This is a genomic window from Pseudomonas sp. R1-1, assembly GCF_051132135.1.
In the GTDB taxonomy this organism is placed as follows: domain Bacteria; phylum Pseudomonadota; class Gammaproteobacteria; order Pseudomonadales; family Pseudomonadaceae; genus Aquipseudomonas.
Map to the genome: position 1 here is coordinate 3,704,181 of NZ_CP071663.1, position 14,478 is coordinate 3,718,658.

Annotated in this window: 14 protein-coding genes; 7 read left to right on the forward strand and 7 right to left on the reverse strand. The window is 61.7% G+C overall.

Annotated elements, in window-relative coordinates; all coding sequences use genetic code 11:
* Positions 1 to 13: 13 nt before the first annotated feature.
* Together J3P75_RS16540 and J3P75_RS16545 are read left to right on the forward strand one after the other, a co-directional pair.
* The gene (locus tag J3P75_RS16540; RefSeq protein WP_434707466.1) at positions 14 to 1,018 is read left to right on the forward strand and encodes a zinc-dependent alcohol dehydrogenase family protein; all 1,005 of its coding nucleotides are present in this window, start codon (positions 14 to 16) and stop codon (positions 1,016 to 1,018) included.
* A gap of 10 nt (positions 1,019 to 1,028) precedes the next feature.
* On the forward strand, positions 1,029 to 1,337 hold the full coding sequence (locus tag J3P75_RS16545; protein WP_434707467.1) for an antibiotic biosynthesis monooxygenase family protein: 309 nt from the start codon (positions 1,029 to 1,031) through the stop codon (positions 1,335 to 1,337).
* 110 nt (positions 1,338 to 1,447) lie between these two features.
* Here the strand turns inward: J3P75_RS16545 and J3P75_RS16550 are convergent, their stop codons facing one another.
* The 6 genes from J3P75_RS16550 to J3P75_RS16575 all read right to left on the reverse strand — a co-directional run bounded on the left by J3P75_RS16550 (position 1,448) and on the right by J3P75_RS16575 (position 8,696).
* Positions 1,448 to 2,035 carry a LysE family translocator gene (locus tag J3P75_RS16550; RefSeq protein ID WP_434707468.1) on the reverse strand — a complete coding sequence of 196 codons (588 nt, stop codon included), beginning with the start codon at positions 2,033 to 2,035 and terminating at the stop codon, positions 1,448 to 1,450.
* Between the two features lie 1,147 nt (positions 2,036 to 3,182).
* The gene (locus J3P75_RS16555; protein ID WP_434707469.1) at positions 3,183 to 5,420 is read right to left on the reverse strand and encodes an ATP-binding protein; all 2,238 of its coding nucleotides are present in this window, start codon (positions 5,418 to 5,420) and stop codon (positions 3,183 to 3,185) included.
* Positions 5,417 to 6,031 (reverse strand): biliverdin-producing heme oxygenase, encoded by a 615-nt coding sequence (locus tag J3P75_RS16560; RefSeq protein ID WP_206415988.1) that lies wholly within the window; start codon positions 6,029 to 6,031, stop codon positions 5,417 to 5,419. The genes J3P75_RS16555 and J3P75_RS16560 overlap by 4 nt, the downstream gene beginning before the upstream one ends.
* 183 nt (positions 6,032 to 6,214) lie before the next feature.
* Positions 6,215 to 7,852 carry a malate dehydrogenase (quinone) gene (gene mqo, locus J3P75_RS16565; protein ID WP_434711323.1) on the reverse strand — a complete coding sequence of 546 codons (1,638 nt, stop codon included), beginning with the start codon at positions 7,850 to 7,852 and terminating at the stop codon, positions 6,215 to 6,217.
* A 47-nt stretch (positions 7,853 to 7,899) separates the two neighbouring features.
* Positions 7,900 to 8,178, reverse strand: coding sequence for a hypothetical protein (locus J3P75_RS16570; RefSeq protein ID WP_336354572.1), 279 nt, complete (start codon positions 8,176 to 8,178; stop codon positions 7,900 to 7,902).
* Positions 8,179 to 8,282: 104 nt separating this feature from the next.
* A complete protein-coding gene (locus J3P75_RS16575; protein WP_434589556.1) occupies positions 8,283 to 8,696 on the reverse strand; it encodes a VOC family protein in 414 nt (137 codons plus the stop codon).
* A gap of 109 nt (positions 8,697 to 8,805) precedes the next feature.
* On the opposite strand from J3P75_RS16575, the gene J3P75_RS16580 reads away from it, so the two are divergent.
* The 3 genes from J3P75_RS16580 (at position 8,806) to J3P75_RS16590 (ending at position 11,489) form a co-directional block, all read left to right on the forward strand.
* Complete coding sequence (locus J3P75_RS16580) at positions 8,806 to 9,888, forward strand: bifunctional transcriptional activator/DNA repair enzyme AdaA (protein ID WP_434707471.1); 1,083 nt, start codon at positions 8,806 to 8,808, stop codon at positions 9,886 to 9,888.
* A 73-nt stretch (positions 9,889 to 9,961) separates the two neighbouring features.
* A complete protein-coding gene (locus J3P75_RS16585) occupies positions 9,962 to 10,591 on the forward strand; it encodes a DNA-3-methyladenine glycosylase family protein (RefSeq protein WP_434707472.1) in 630 nt (209 codons plus the stop codon).
* 382 nt (positions 10,592 to 10,973) lie between these two features.
* Entirely contained in the window at positions 10,974 to 11,489 is a 516-nt protein-coding gene (locus tag J3P75_RS16590; protein WP_434707473.1) for an HvfX family Cu-binding RiPP maturation protein, read from the forward strand.
* 3 nt (positions 11,490 to 11,492) lie between these two features.
* On the opposite strand, the gene J3P75_RS16595 is transcribed toward J3P75_RS16590, so the two are convergent.
* On the reverse strand, positions 11,493 to 13,109 hold the full coding sequence (locus tag J3P75_RS16595; RefSeq protein WP_434707474.1) for a L,D-transpeptidase family protein: 1,617 nt from the start codon (positions 13,107 to 13,109) through the stop codon (positions 11,493 to 11,495).
* 150 nt (positions 13,110 to 13,259) lie between these two features.
* On the opposite strand from J3P75_RS16595, the gene J3P75_RS16600 reads away from it, so the two are divergent.
* Positions 13,260 to 13,973, forward strand: a complete 714-nt coding sequence (locus tag J3P75_RS16600) for a murein L,D-transpeptidase catalytic domain family protein (RefSeq protein ID WP_203421707.1) — start codon at positions 13,260 to 13,262, stop codon at positions 13,971 to 13,973.
* 245 nt (positions 13,974 to 14,218) lie between these two features.
* On the forward strand, positions 14,219 to 14,476 hold the full coding sequence (locus tag J3P75_RS16605; RefSeq protein WP_090282880.1) for a DUF2790 domain-containing protein: 258 nt from the start codon (positions 14,219 to 14,221) through the stop codon (positions 14,474 to 14,476).
* Positions 14,477 to 14,478 lie beyond the last annotated feature (2 nt).

Below are 14,478 nucleotides of genomic sequence, written 5' to 3' on the forward strand. Positions count from 1 at the left end.
ACGAGGAAATGCAATGAAAGCGATGATGCTTGAATCATTTGGCGGCCCGGAATCGTTCGAACTGCGCGACGTTCCCACGCCCATCCCCAACGCTGGCGAAGTACTGGTGCGAGTACACGCTACTTCCATCAACCCGTTGGATTATCAGGTTCGCCGCGGCGACTACCCCGACCTTGTGCCGCTGCCGGCCATCAGCGGTCACGACGTCTCCGGCGTGGTCGAGGCAGTCGGGCCGGGCGTGACGGCTTTCGTGCCGGGCGACGAGGTCTGGTACACCCCGCAGATCTTTGCCGGGTCTGGCAGTTACGCCGAGTACCACGTTGCCGCGCAGACTATCGTGGCCAAGAAGCCGAAAGCGCTGAGCCATCTCGAAGCGGCCAGCCTCAGCCTGGTCGGCGGCACGGCGTGGGAAGCGCTGGTGGTGCGAGCGTCGCTCAGGGTCGGTGAAAGTGTGCTGATTCATGGCGGCGCGGGTGGCGTCGGGCACGTTGCGATCCAACTGGCCAAAGCCATGGGTGCGAAGGTCTTCACCACCGTGCGCGAAGCCAACTTCGAGTTCGCGCGGCGCATGGGTGCCGATGTCCTGATCGATTACGAGAAAGAGGACTACATCGACGCCATCCTGCGCGAAACCGGCGGGCATGGCGTTGATGTGGTGTTCGACACCATTGGCGGCGACACCCTGGCACGCAGCCCCGACGCACTCGCGCAACTGGGCCGGGTGGTGACCATCGTCGATATCGCCCAGCCACAGAACGTGATCCAGGCCTGGGGCAAAAATGCCAGTTTCCACTTCGTGTTCACCCGCCAGAATCGCGGCAAGCTCGATGAATTGAGCGCACTGGTCGAACGCGGTCAATTGCGCCCGCATGTCGGCGCGGTTTATGCACTGGCCGACCTCGGACTCGCCCACGCCCGACTGGAAAGCCGTAACAACGGACTGCTGGGCAAGATCGCGATTGCCGTCGATCCATCCGCACTCAGCGATGCGCCATCCACCACGCAGCACTCAATTTAAGGGGAACGTCATGGTTTACGAGATCGCTGTGCTACCCGTGCATCAACAACACGTTGAGCGGTTCAAACAGGCCTTCGCCGAGGTCGCACCCTTGCTCCGCCGCGCCAAGGGTTATGGCGGGCACATGCTCGCGCAAGGGATCGAAACGCCCGAGCACTACAATTTGATCGTGCGCTGGCAGTCGCTTGAGGATCACACACCGGGTTTTGAGGCGAGTGAGGATCATCGATTGTTCATGCTGGGGCTGGAAGAATATTTTTCCGAAGAGCCGACGGTGTATCACATGGAAGGGGCGGCGTTTGAGTTGCCGTTCATGTGAGATTGACCAAAATCCCTGTAGGAGTGAGCCTGCTCGCGATAGCGGTTATTCAGTCGACGTATTTGTTGTCTGAGTAACCGCCATCGCGAGCAGGCTCACTCCTACATGGGTCACGGGAGCAGCAAATAGATTGCGCTTAACGCCAACAACCCGGCCATCACCCGATTGAACCAGCGCATCCCCTTGGCATTGTTCAGATACCCGCGCAAAAACGTCCCCGCATACGCCCAGCAGCCGACCGACAGATAACAGATCACCAGATACACCGCCGCAAACTGCCAGACCAACCGCGTCTCGCCATCGGCAACAAACGCCCCCATACCCGCCACACACGCCAGCCAGGCTTTGGGGTTGAGCCATTGCATGACCGCACCATAGAGCATCGACGGCGCCCGCCCTGTATCGGCGGCGTTGAGCCGTCCGTCATCACTGGCCAGTTTCCACGCCATGAACAGCACAAACGCAACACCGGCCCATTGCACCAAACGGGTCATGTACGGCCAGCGCTGCTGAACCTCATGCAGACCCAGCCCCATCAACACCAGCAACAACACAAACCCCAACGTCGCCCCGGCGACATGCCGCTGACTGGCCCGAAACCCATACTGCGCCCCCGAACTCAACGCCACGATATTCACCGGCCCCGGCGTGATGGAAGCCGCCAACGCAAACGCCGCCATCGAAACAATCAGACTCATCGCACACCTGCTTCAAAACGAGGAACAAGGGGCTCACCTTAGTCAGCGCCGATGGGCGGGTATTGAAGAAAATTACCTTTTGGCCAACTAGCGCGTTGGCTGTGCGGGCCCAATCGCTTGCAGGCAAGCTCCCACCATTTGATTGCATTCTTGCAGCTGGAACGCGGTCGACCTGTGGGAGCCAGCCTGCTGGCGATGGCGGTGGGTCTGGCAATGATGTGTTGGCTGTGCGGGCCCAATCGCTTGCAGGCAAGCTCCCACCATTTGATTGCATTCTTGCAGCTGGAACGCAGTCGACCTGTGGGAGCCAGCCTGCTGGCGATGGCGGCGGGTCTGGCAATGATGTGTTGGCTGTGCGGGCCCAATCGCTTGCAGGCAAGCTCCCACCATTTGATTGCATTCTTGCAGCTGGAACGCGGTCGACCTGTGGGAGCCAGCCTGCTGGCGATGGCGGCGGGTCTGGCAATGATGTGTTGGCTGTGCGGGCCCAATCGCTTGCAGGCAAGCTCCCACAGGGGCCGAGTACAACCATGAGGCCGAGTGTCAGCTCGCCTGCTTTTGATCTTGATGGCGACGCTGAAGATCAAAAGCCCCTCATCGGAACGCCGCCCGCCTATCCCTCTCCCGGAGGGAGAGGGGACTGACCGAGGTGGATGTGAAAGGTACGCCGACATGCGATATCGAGTCGAACTCAGGACTTGAACAGCCCATAGATCGGCTCCCTCTCCAGGGGGAGAGGGCTGGGGTGAGGGGCAGCCACACCGCAGATCCAACGCCATGCGACGCTTCTCACCACTCAACAATGAGCGCAAGCTCGAGTGCTCTTGATCTTGCGTCACCGGCGACGTCGGAAGGCTGAGTGGAGGGATTGATCCGGGCGTGGGAGCGCAGCGACCGTCTGGCGCAGCCAGACACAGCGGAAGGAGGTGCAGCGCAGCAAACCGTAGCCGCTGCGCCCGGATCGATCCCGGAGCGAAGGGACCCGAGCCTGCGAGGGCCGTACGTAGGAGCAAGCGTTTTGGGTTACCTTTTTGGCGTTTGAAAAAGGTGACCCGCCGTAAGGGCGGAACCCTAAGCAGCCGTTACCGCAGCAACGGATATGTACCCAAAACTCAAAGATCAAAGATCAAAGATCAAAGATCAAAGATCAAGCGACCCGCGGCACCGTAAACCGAAACTCACTCCCCCGCCCCGGCTCACTCTCGGCAACGATCCGCCCGCCATGCGCCTCAACGATCCCCTGAGTGATATACAACCCCAGCCCCGTCCCCGTCGGATTACCCTCTTTCACCGTCCAGTACCGATCGAACACATGCGGCAAATGCTCCTTCGGAATCCCCTCACCGCTATCACGCACAGTAAACACAATTTCGTCACCCACTGTGGTCGCATGCACACCCACAGTGCCCAGACGCGGAGTGAACTTGATCGCATTGCCGACCAGATTCGACAGCACCTGAAACAACCGCTCAGGGTCGGCGTGGATCCGCAGATCCGGATCAGCTTCAAAGGAAATGCTGATGTCCTTGTCCTGCGCCAGCGGCGTCAGCAGCGACTGCGCCTCTTCGAAGATATGCCCGACTTCCAGCGGCTGCGGGGTAATGGTGTAGCGCCCGGCATCGATTTTCGAGGTATCGAGCAAATCTTCCAGCAGGGTATTCATCCGCGCCGTGGCCTGCTGCATCGTGTCGATGGCCGTGGAGATGCGCCGCGAAGTATGCGCGCCGTCCGAGCTGAAGGCTTTCTGCATCATCCCGCAAAGCATCGAGATCACCGTCATCGGGTTGCGCAGGTCGTGGGAGACCACCGCCACCAGCTCCTCACGCGCGCGCACCGCTTCCTGCTCGCGGCGCACCTGGCGTGCCAGGTCGTTTTCCAGTGCCGAGCGGCGCAAGTCGTTGGCGGCGAACAGGTCGCCGTGGCTCCATTTGACTGAAATGCCGGCCATCTCGACCTTCCAGATCTCGAACGAGGTGCGCGGCCGCAGGCGCAGGCCCGCGTCGGAGTTTTCCAGGTCCAGCGGTTTGCGCGGGTCGCCGCTCCAATTGATGTTTTCTTTGACCTCCGGGCGGAACCACAGCACGCCATTCTCTACCGGTTTGGGCAAGCTCAACGCCAGCACCCCGCTGGCCACCTGCTGATACTGCGCTGCGGGTGGGTAGACGCTGGACAAATGGTGGCTGGCGAACACCGGCTCGCCGCGCTCCTGCAGCCATTTGTGCAGCGCGCGGATGTCTTCCGGTTCCGGGCAGTTGCCGTAACGGTGCAATTGCTTGTCTTCGATAATCGCGATGCCGCCGGCGCCGGTCAGGGCCATCAACGTCTCGGGTTGTTGCGCCAGACCGTCGAAGACGTTCTGCGGCGAATCGATCATCGCCTGATTGAGCTGCGCCAGCGCTTCGAGCTTTTCGTCGCGCTGACGGCTGAGTTCCAGCGCTTCCATCGCGCTGATCTGCAGCGACAGCACCTGGCCGATGGTCTGGCAGGCCATGCGCAATTCATGAGGCACATGCAAGGGTTCGCGATTGCCACAACTGATCAAACCCCAGAGTTTGTCGCCCTTGAGCAGGGAAATGCTCATCGACGACAGCACGCCCATGTTCTTCATGTACTGGCAATGGATCGGCGAGACGCTGCGCAGCGTAGCGAAGCTCAGGTCCAGCGGCTGCTGGGTGTCCGGGCGCAACTTCGGCACCAGCGGCACCGGCTGATAATCGGCATTGGGGATGATCCGCAGCCAGTTGGTGCGGTACAGCTCGCGGGCCTGTTCGGGAATGTCCGAGGCCGGGAAAAACAGGCCGTTGAACATTTCCATCGATGGATCGGAGGCTTCGGCGATGACCTGACCGTGGCCCTCCTCCTCGAACCGATAGATCAGCACCCGGTCGTAACCGGTCATCGCCTGGATTTCCTTGACGCTGATGTCGTACAGCGCCTGCAGCGATGTCGCCGCTTGCAGACGTTGCAGCATGCGCCCCAGATGAGTCTTGACCCCGGCGACGTTGCGCGGCTGGAAGTTCTCGACGTGGATTTCCAGTTCCAGGATCAGCACGCCTTGATGGCGGTGCAGCAAACCCTCGAAGGCGGTGCCATTCAGGCGAAAGTACAGCGGTGGCGCATCGGCTTGCGCATCGCGTTGCAGCGCCTCAAGCACCTGCGCGCAGTGCTCCAGGCCAATCAGTTCGTGCAGCGGCTGGCCGATCAGCGGCTCTGGCGCGCGGCCGAGCAATGTTTCGACGTTGGCGCTGACCTGAATGATCTGCAGTGCAGGCTCGCTCAGGGTCAACAGCAGACCGTGCGGCTGAATCGCACCGGGAAACCGGATCGGTTCGTCGGCGCAGTTGGCGAGCAGCTCTTCGAAGGCTTGTTTATCTTGCGGGGTCATGCCAGCACCTCCCGGCGCTCGAGCCACTGCTCGAAACAGCTGAATGTAGTTTGCGCAGCGCGGACGACGGCTGCCCGTTCGGCAGCGTCCATGGGCCGGCTGCCGAGGTATTCGATGAAATCGCGCCAGCGGCGCCCGGTGGCCGCGCCGTAGACATCGAGAAAAGCCGCGCCGTTGTCGGCTTCCAGGCCCAACCGGGCAGCGATTTCCCGGCGCAGAATCTGCCCGCCGAGGGTCGCACCTTCCAGTACATACAACACGCCGAGGCAGGCCGCGCTGGAATCGATACGCGGCAACTCATCGCATTGCGGCAGGCTGGCCAGCGCTTCGGCACTGGCGCCCAGCGCTTGCAGGTCAGCGCGCAAGGTTGCGGTCTTGAGCCGTGGGGTCAGATCGAAGTCGTCCGGAATCGCGTTGCTGGCTTGCAGGGCCTGTTCCAGTGGCCGGTAAAAGCCGTAATAGGCCTGCATCAGGCGCTCGAAAGCCTGGGTATCAAGGGTGTCGGAGAAAAAAGGAAGGCGTTTTTCCAGTGCGATGTGCAGTTCGGCTGTGCCGGCCCGCAGATCCTGCAGCACCGGTGGCACATAAACCTCACGGGCCTTTGCTTGCATGTAGATCGCTCTTGGTGGGGCCGCCTGGGGCCATTCGGGGTCGGCGTAACGTGCGACGAATTTATCACGGCGCGCGCCAAAACTGCCTGCCGGGCCAGTTTTTTCTGCCGCCCGGTCACCCTCTGACTGGTTCAGAGTGGCGCCGAACGGGAAAAGTTCGCCCGGCGCCACCACCCCCACTGTTCAAGGCTTGAGATCGGGATCGCTGTCCAGATGTGGCTGTTGCACCGCGTCGATGTGCGTCGGCGGATTGCTCGGCTGCGCCTGATCGATGCCCGGTGGCGGCGTCAGTTGCAGCACGTCGCTGGTGTAGCGCCACTCCTCCATGACCTTGTCCGGGTGTTCATTCAGGCGCGTGCCGTAGCTGGGCACGATCTGGCGCAGCTTGTCCTGCCACGGCGCCGACGCCAGTTTGTCCTTGAACACCTTCTGCATCAGATCAAGCATGATCGGCGCCGCCGTCGAGGCACCCGGTGAGGCACCGAGCAACGCGGCAATGCTGCCGTCCCTGGACGCGACCACCTCGGTACCAAGCTTGAGCACCCCGCCCTGCTGCTCGTCCTTCTTGATGATCTGCACACGCTGGCCAGCTTGCCACAAGCGCCAGTCCTGCTTTTGCGCCTGTGGGAAATACGCTTTGAGCGCCTCGAAACGGTCATCGTCTGACTGCATCAACTGGCCGGCGAGGTATTGCACCAGGTCGAATTCACGCACGCCGACCCGGACCATCGGCCACAGATTATGCAACGTGGTACTGGCCGGCAGGTCGAAGTACGAGCCCTCCTTGAGGAACTTGGTCGAGAACGTCGCAAACGGCCCGAACAGAATCACCCGTTTGCCGTCGAGCACGCGCGTGTCGAGGTGCGGCACCGACATCGGCGGCGCGCCGGTGGAGGCGATGCCATAGGCCTTGGCCATGTGCCGCTGGGCTATTTCGGTATTCTCGGTGACCAGAAACGAGCCGCCGACCGGGAACCCGGCGTAGTCCTTGGCCTCCTCGATGCCGGACTTCTGCAACAGCGGCAACGCTGCACCACCGGCACCGATAAACAGAAATTTGGCGTCGGTGGCGGTGGTCGTGCCGTCCTTCAGATTTTTGTATTCGACGTGCCAGGAGCCGTCATCGTTACGGGTGATGTCACGTACCTCCGAGGACAGCTGCAGCGAGAAGTTATCGCGCGATTGCAGATGGCTGACGAACTGCCGGGTGATCTCGCCAAAATTGACGTCGGTGCCGATCGGCGTCCAGGTCGCGGCGATTTTCTGCGCCGGGTCGCGCCCCTCCATCATCAGCGGCACCCATTGCTTGATCTGCGCCGGGTCTTCGGAATATTGCATCGGCCGGAACAACGGGCTGGCCTGCAACGCCTCGTAGCGCTTTTTCAGGAAGCGGATGTTGTCATCGCCCCAGACGAAGCTCATGTGCGGCGTGGAATTGATGAACGAACGCGGATTTTTCAACACGCCGGCTTTCACCTGCCAGGCGAGAAACTGCCGGGTGATCTGGAACGCTTCGTTGATTTCGACGGCTTTGGTGATGTCGATCTTGCCGTCCTTCTCCGGCGTGTAGTTCAGTTCGGCAAGCGCCGAGTGGCCGGTGCCGGCGTTGTTCCAGCCGTTGGAGCTTTCCTCGGCGACCTTGTCCAGGCGCTCGACCATTTCCATCGACCAGCCCGGTTCCAGCTCGCTGAGCCACACCGCCAGGGTCGAACTCATGATCCCGCCGCCCACCAGCAGCACATCGACGCGCTTGGTTTGCGCGGCATAGGCCTGTGCCATGCCGAGAGAGAAAGTCAGCGCGACCAGCGCACATTTGAGCATCGGTTTATTCATCGCAAGCCTCCCGCGATCTGCTGTCGTACTACGGTTCAATCGGCGCTGTCGTTGGTTTGCAGGGCCGGGTCGCCGTTCGCCGGGATGGTGCTGTCGACACTTTGCGTGTCCTTGCCGGCCTTCTCTGCGCCCGGATAGCCGGGCAAACCGCGGGTATCGGCGGGCGTCATCACCTCGTCGGTGTCGCGCGCATGGTCCCAGTCGGTCGTGGCGTTAGGGTCTTCGTCGCGCCCGGCGGTGCCGATAACAAAACCATCGTCGTTCGGGCTGAGGGTTTCTTCGAGCGGCTTGTCAGTGCTGGATGGATGGGTCATGGCTGCCTCCAGAAAAGTCGTGATCGGACTTGTTTGGAATGCCCAAGGCTTGTGGAGTGCGATGGAAAAGACCAACGGTGCCTGCTCTAGTGACCTGAGCCGAATCAGGCTTCGCTCGGCCCTTTGAGTTCGACCTGGTTGCCGTCCGGGTCAAAGCAATACAGCGAGAGGCCGTAACCTTCGGCGCCGAAGCGTCTGGCGGCTTTCTCCACGGTCAGGCCACAGGCCTGCAAGTGAACGGTGAGCGCCGCTTCGTCGAACGGTTCGATGCGCAGGCAGAAATGATCGACATTGCGCCGCTCCGCCCCTGCTGCGCCGCCACCCTTGCGGCCCAGCTCGCCTTGCAGGTCGACCAGATCGATCATCGACGTACCGGCGCGCAGGTGTACCAAGCCCAGCGGCTGGTTGTGACGGACGACTTCGGCGCCGAATACCCGGGCGTAAAAGTCGATGCTGCGTTGCAGATCAGCGACGCGCAGCACGATGTGGTCGATGCGCTGGATGGTGAACGGTGGCATGGCGTTGACTCCTCGAAAGCGGCGGTCGACTCATTGTGGTGCAGATCGAAAAAAATTCACTGTCGATTTTTCGGTGGAGTCATCGACGAAGCAGTTTTACTCTCAGCCCATGAACATACAGACCTCTGCCCTGCCGCCCCATGCCGAAATGGTTCGCGCCATGCTTGAACGCGACACTGCCTATGAGGGCGTGTTCTTCACGGCGGTGAAAACCACCGGAATCTTTTGCCGCCCCAGTTGCACGGCGCGCAAACCGAAACCGGAGAATGTCGAGTTTTTCGCGCATGCCGACGATTGCCTGTCGGCCGGCTACCGCGCCTGCCTGCGCTGCAAACCGCTGGATGCAGCGGCCATCGCCCCGGACTGGGTGCAGCGCCTGCTCAGCGCTGTGGATGCCGACCCCGAGGTGCGCTGGAGCGATGCGCAGTTGCTCGCTGAAGGCATCGAACCGCTGAAACTGCGCCGCTGGTTCAAGCAGCACTTCGGCATGACCTTCCATGCCTGGCTGCGCACACGACGGCTGGGCATGGCGCTGGGCGGAATCAAGCAAGGCGCATCGATCGACCATGCGGCCTTCGACTCCGGCTATGAATCGCTCAGCGGTTTCCGTGATGCGTTTCAGAAGTCCTTCAACATCACCCCCGGCCGCGTCGCCCAGAGCGAGCCGCTGCTGTTCACCCGGCTGACCACGCCGCTGGGACCGATGATCGCCATGGCCGAGCGCCGCGGCCTGGTGCTGCTGGAATTTCTCGACCGGCCGGCGCTGACCCGCGAAGTCGAACAATTGCAGGCGCGCTACGGTTACGCGGTCGCACCGGGACACAACGCGCATTTGCAGCAGATCGAAACGCAACTGGCGGAGTATTTTGTCGGCAGACTGAACGAGTTCAGCGTCGCCCTGCATTTACCCGGCAGCGCGTTCGACCGCCAGGTCTGGGCGGCGCTGCTGCAAATCCCCTACGGCCACACCAGCACTTACGGCGCCATCGCCATCGCGCTGGGCAAACCCGGCGCCAGCCGCGCCGTCGGTCTGGCCAACGGGCACAATCGCCTGTCGATCGTGGTGCCGTGTCACCGGGTGATCGGCGCAGATGGCGCGTTGACCGGCTATGGTGGAGGCCAGCCGCGCAAGGCGTTTCTGTTGCGCCTGGAAAACGCCGCCACGCAGCTCACGCAACAACTCGCGTTCTGACTGGCTGAAATTAATCACAAAGGGATTTCGATGAGCATGCTCGATACACAGTTTCAAGGCCTGCTGAAATAACGTGGCAGGCACTTATCAAGCGGCGAGCGATTTTCTCGCCGCACTCGATGCTGACTGGCAGCGCCATATCGCCGCTATAGGCCCGTGCCTGCATCGCCCGCATCCGGCGCGCGATCCGTATGAATCGCTGGTGCGGGCGATCGCTTATCAGCAACTGCACGCCAAGGCCGGGGACGCGATTCTGGGGCGTTTGCTGGGGCTGTTCGCCGCACAGACGTTTCCGCGGCCGGAGCAGCTGGTCGCCACCGACGTCGAGCGCCTGCGCGGCTGCGGGTTTTCCGCGAGCAAAATCGCCACGATTCAGGGCATCGCCCAGGCGACGCTGGATGGCGTAGTGCCGGATTACGCAACGGCGCTGGCGATGGACGATGAAGCGTTGATCGAACGGCTGATCAGTTTGCGTGGGGTCGGGCGCTGGACGGTGGAGATGTCGTTGATCTACAGCCTGGAGCGTATGGACATTCTGCCGGCGGATGATTTCGGGGTGCGCGAGGGTTATCGACGATTGAAGGGCCTGGAGGTGCAGCCGACGCGCAGGCAGATGGTTGAGATTGGGCTGGCGTGGCGGCCTTATCGGACGGTGGCGGCCTGGTATTTGTGGCGGGTGCCGAAACTGTTGCCCTCACCCTAACCCTCTCCCGGAGGGAGAGGGGACTGAATGGGGGATATTGGCGTAATGCGCCGACCTGAATGGTTAGCGCTGAATCCATAATCGCCAAGCCATTTGGGGGAAGTTGACTCCATCATCGCCATAGTCGACTCGGGCTTACAGGTCGACGTCTAGCTAAATACCCCACGGTCGGCCCCCTCTCCCTCTGGGAGAGGGCTGGGCGGGCGGCGTTCCGATGAGGGTTACAGGCCCAACGCGGTTTCACTGCTTGTACCCCACTGTATCCCGCCCCACCCCAGACACACCCACCCAACAATTCCCCACCCCAACGACACACCACCGATACACCCCCCCCTTCAAATGCACCGGTCGATTCCACTCTGAAAAACCACCGGAGCCCCTCATGAGCAAAATCCTCTCCAACACTGTCCAGCACCTGCACCTGAACCTCGACCGTGCCGGCGCTTGGCTGGCGCCGTTGACCTTGCGCCTGTTCATCGCCTGGGAATTCTTCGAATCCGGGCTGGAGAAATTCAACGGGCAGAACTGGTTCGAGGACATCCAAGAGCGCTTCCCCTTCCCCTTCGACCGACTGCCGGCCACGCTGAACTGGGAACTGTCGATGTGGGCCGAGCTGATCTGCGCTGTAGCGATCCTGATCGGCTTCGGCACGCGCTTTTCAGCGCTGGTCTTGATGGTGGTGACGGTGGTTGCCACGGCCGCCGTGCACTGGCCCGCCGACTGGTCGTCGCTGAGCGAACTGGCGCAGGGGTATGCGATCACCAACAAAGGCTTCGGCAACTTCAAGCTGCCGGCGATCTACCTGGCCGCGTTGGCGCCGCTGCTGTTCGCTGGCGCCGGCAAGTTGAGTGTCGATGCCTGGCTGGCGCGCCTGTTGGGGAGGCGCGGCCAGCGCTGAGCCTCAATGCGAGCGGTCAAGCCCGGCCAGTAACGCGCTGTCGCGGCTGTAGATGTCCGGCGCGTAGCGCACCTGGCCGTTGCCGTCGACTTGCGCGGTCCAGTAGGTCATCAGGATCGGCACCGGCGCCGACAAGCGAAATTCGTGTGTGGTGCCGGTCGCGAGCAGGGTTTCGGTGCGAGCCTTCTCCGCCGGGGTGAGCAGCAGATCGCGCAGTTGCATCGGATGCTCGACACGCACGCAACCTGAGCTGAACGCGCGCGGGCCCTTGTCGAACAGCGCCTTGCTCGGTGTGTCGTGCAGGTACACCGAAAACGGGTTGGGGAAACGGATGACCATTTGCCCCAACGGATTGCGCGGCCCGGCGTCCTGGCGCAGGAGGATGTTGCCGGGGTTTTCCCAGTCGATGTCCGCTGCCGCCAACGGCAGACCGTTGGCGTCGAGCACTTGCAGGTTGTGGCGGCTGAGGAAGGTCTGGTCCTTGCGAATTTCCGGCAGTTTGTCTTCCTTCCAGATCGTCGGCGGCACGGTCCAGGTCGGGTTCAGGGTCAGGCGGGTTACCCGCGATTTCAGCAACGGCGTCTGCCGGTCGGCGCGGCCGACCTGAGTGCGCGTCTGCCACACGGGCGCGCCGCCCTGATACAGCGTCAGTTCGGCGGCGGCGACGTTGATCAGTAGCGTATCGGGCTCCATGTCCTGAGACATCCAGCGGAAGCGCTCGAGATTGACCCGCAACTGTTCGCGGCGCGTCAATGGGCTGATGTTCAGTTCGGCAATCGTCCCCGGCCCGACCACCCCGTCGGCCTGTAACGAATGGTTGACCTGAAAACTCTTCACCGCATCAACCAGTGCGCCTTCATAAGCGTTACCCGACGTGCCGCCGGCGTCGCTCAGATAGCCTTCGCTGTACAGCCGCTGAGCCAGTTCCGGTACGCGCTTGTCTTCCATCGCTGGACGCAGCAACGGCCCGCTGCCAACCGGTTGCCAATGTGGCAAGGCCTGCGAGCGTTGCGCGGCGTAGAGCTGCCGCAGCTCCTGATATTGCGCCAGACGCGGCCGTGCCAGATCGAACGCTACGGGGATGTCGTGCAGGCCGGAAACGGCAATCGCCAATAATTCCGCCTGACGGTCGCGCAAGGTGTCGTCGGCACGCCACAGCGGTTCGAAATGTGACTGCAGCAGGCGGCCGAAATGCAGGTCTTGCAGCGCTTGCAGGTAATAGCGACTGATCTCGATATCGGCGCACAGTTCGCCGTCCTGCGGTGCTGTGGCGGCGACCGGGTAGCGCGCCGGATTGAGACCATCGTCGGCCAACAAGCGCAATTGCCCTTGCAATGCCGGCAAACGCGCGGATTCGCTGGCCCACACCGGCAGCCAGTCCTGCTGCTGATAGAACGCTTGCAACTGGCTCAGCGCCGCGCCGTCAAGCCGCGTCGCAATCGCTGGGCAGGACTGGCGCAGATTGATCAATACTGCCTGTAGCGGGCTTTGTGGTTCGACCGGTATTTCGGCCGCCGGCGTCGGCAGGGTCGGCAACGGCGGCAGCGCCTCCTCGGCACAAGCGACAAACGGCGCAGCGAGCAAACAAATGCTCAAGTAGCATGCGTACTTTTTGAACAACTGCTTTACTCCAATCCATGGCCGTCTCGATGACGGTCAACCTTACATCAGGTGCGCTGAACAGTCAGGCTCGATCATCGAGCTTGCAGGTATCGACTGGACGTCAGGAACCAAAGTGCCCGATAAGTAGCAAGTGAGGACACTTCATCAATGTTGACGTTTCTGCGCCGACTTTTGCTGAGCACTGCGACCCTTGTCGCTGTGACCAGCCCCGCGTTTGCCGCCGGCCAGCTCTCGCCGGTTCTTTACACCAGCCTCGCGCACGCCGCGCCAGAACTCAATCCCCACGCGCTGAAAGGTGCGCTGAGCGCCATGCAGTGTGCGGTCAGCAACGGCGCGAAACCGTCGCGTCATCTGGCGATCATCGACTATTCGCAACCGTCCACCGAGCGCCGCCTGTGGATCTTCGACCTGAGCAAGAAGAAGCTGGTGCTGCGCGATCTGGTCGCCCATGGCTCCAACTCCGGGGAAAACTTCGCCACGCAGTTTTCCAATCGTGAAGGCAGCTTCCAGTCCAGCCTCGGCCTGTTCCGCACCCAGGAAAGCTACAGCGGCACCCACGGCTACTCGTTGCGCATGGACGGTCTCGAGCCGGGCTTCAATGACATGGCGCGGGATCGGGCGATCGTCATTCATGCCGCCGATTACGTGAATCCGCTGTGGAGCAAGCGTCAGGGCCGCATCGGCCGCAGCCAGGGTTGCCCGGCAGTGCGCCCGCAAATTGCCAGACAGGTAATCGATCGCCTGAAGAACGGCCAGTTCATGTTTTCCTGGTACCCCGATCAGCGCTGGCTGAAATCCTCGCCGTACCTCAACTGCCAGCCGCAGCAGATCGCGAGTATTCTCAGTACCCACGCGAGCTGAAGCACACCGAATCCCTCTGTAGGAGTGAGCCTGCTCGCGATAGCGGTACATCAGTCGACATCTGATTTGAACGACACACCGCTATCGCGAGCAGGCTCACTCCTACAAAGGATCTTCGTCTGCCTTGCCTCCCCGTTTCATTACAACTTTGTCATTCAGTTGTCGGTTTGCCGTGCGGATCGCTCGGTAGCCTGAAGTTGTTCCGGCGCCATTGCCGATCCACTTCACCCACTGAGTGACTGACCATGAAAACCCTCCTGATCGCCTTCACCGCCCTCCTCGCCACCGGCAGCGTGTTTGCCGCCACCACCCCCGACACCGGTGTGATCCATGACAAAACCGGTTTCTATGTGCATCTGGATATCGACAAAGTGCTGTCCAGCACCGATATTTCACAGGCGTGCGGGGTGATCCCGGCGCGCTTGAATTACCTCGACCACCAGGGCCGCGAACATGTGCTGGACTATCAGGTTCAAGGCAGCGGCTGCACCAACGACCATTGAGA

Coding starts and splice junctions, on each gene's coding strand:
- J3P75_RS16540 (WP_434707466.1), top strand. CDS start 14: ATGAAAGCGATGATGCTTGAATCATTTGGCGGCCCGGAATCGTTCGAA.
- J3P75_RS16545 (WP_434707467.1), top strand. CDS start 1,029: ATGGTTTACGAGATCGCTGTGCTACCCGTGCATCAACAACACGTTGAG.
- J3P75_RS16550 (WP_434707468.1), bottom strand. CDS start 2,035: ATGAGTCTGATTGTTTCGATGGCGGCGTTTGCGTTGGCGGCTTCCATC.
- J3P75_RS16555 (WP_434707469.1), bottom strand. CDS start 5,420: ATGACCCCGCAAGATAAACAAGCCTTCGAAGAGCTGCTCGCCAACTGC.
- J3P75_RS16560 (WP_206415988.1), bottom strand. CDS start 6,031: ATGCAAGCAAAGGCCCGTGAGGTTTATGTGCCACCGGTGCTGCAGGAT.
- mqo (WP_434711323.1), bottom strand. CDS start 7,852: ATGCTCAAATGTGCGCTGGTCGCGCTGACTTTCTCTCTCGGCATGGCA.
- J3P75_RS16570 (WP_336354572.1), bottom strand. CDS start 8,178: ATGACCCATCCATCCAGCACTGACAAGCCGCTCGAAGAAACCCTCAGC.
- J3P75_RS16575 (WP_434589556.1), bottom strand. CDS start 8,696: ATGCCACCGTTCACCATCCAGCGCATCGACCACATCGTGCTGCGCGTC.
- J3P75_RS16580 (WP_434707471.1), top strand. CDS start 8,806: ATGAACATACAGACCTCTGCCCTGCCGCCCCATGCCGAAATGGTTCGC.
- J3P75_RS16590 (WP_434707473.1), top strand. CDS start 10,974: ATGAGCAAAATCCTCTCCAACACTGTCCAGCACCTGCACCTGAACCTC.
- J3P75_RS16600 (WP_203421707.1), top strand. CDS start 13,260: ATGTTGACGTTTCTGCGCCGACTTTTGCTGAGCACTGCGACCCTTGTC.
- J3P75_RS16605 (WP_090282880.1), top strand. CDS start 14,219: ATGAAAACCCTCCTGATCGCCTTCACCGCCCTCCTCGCCACCGGCAGC.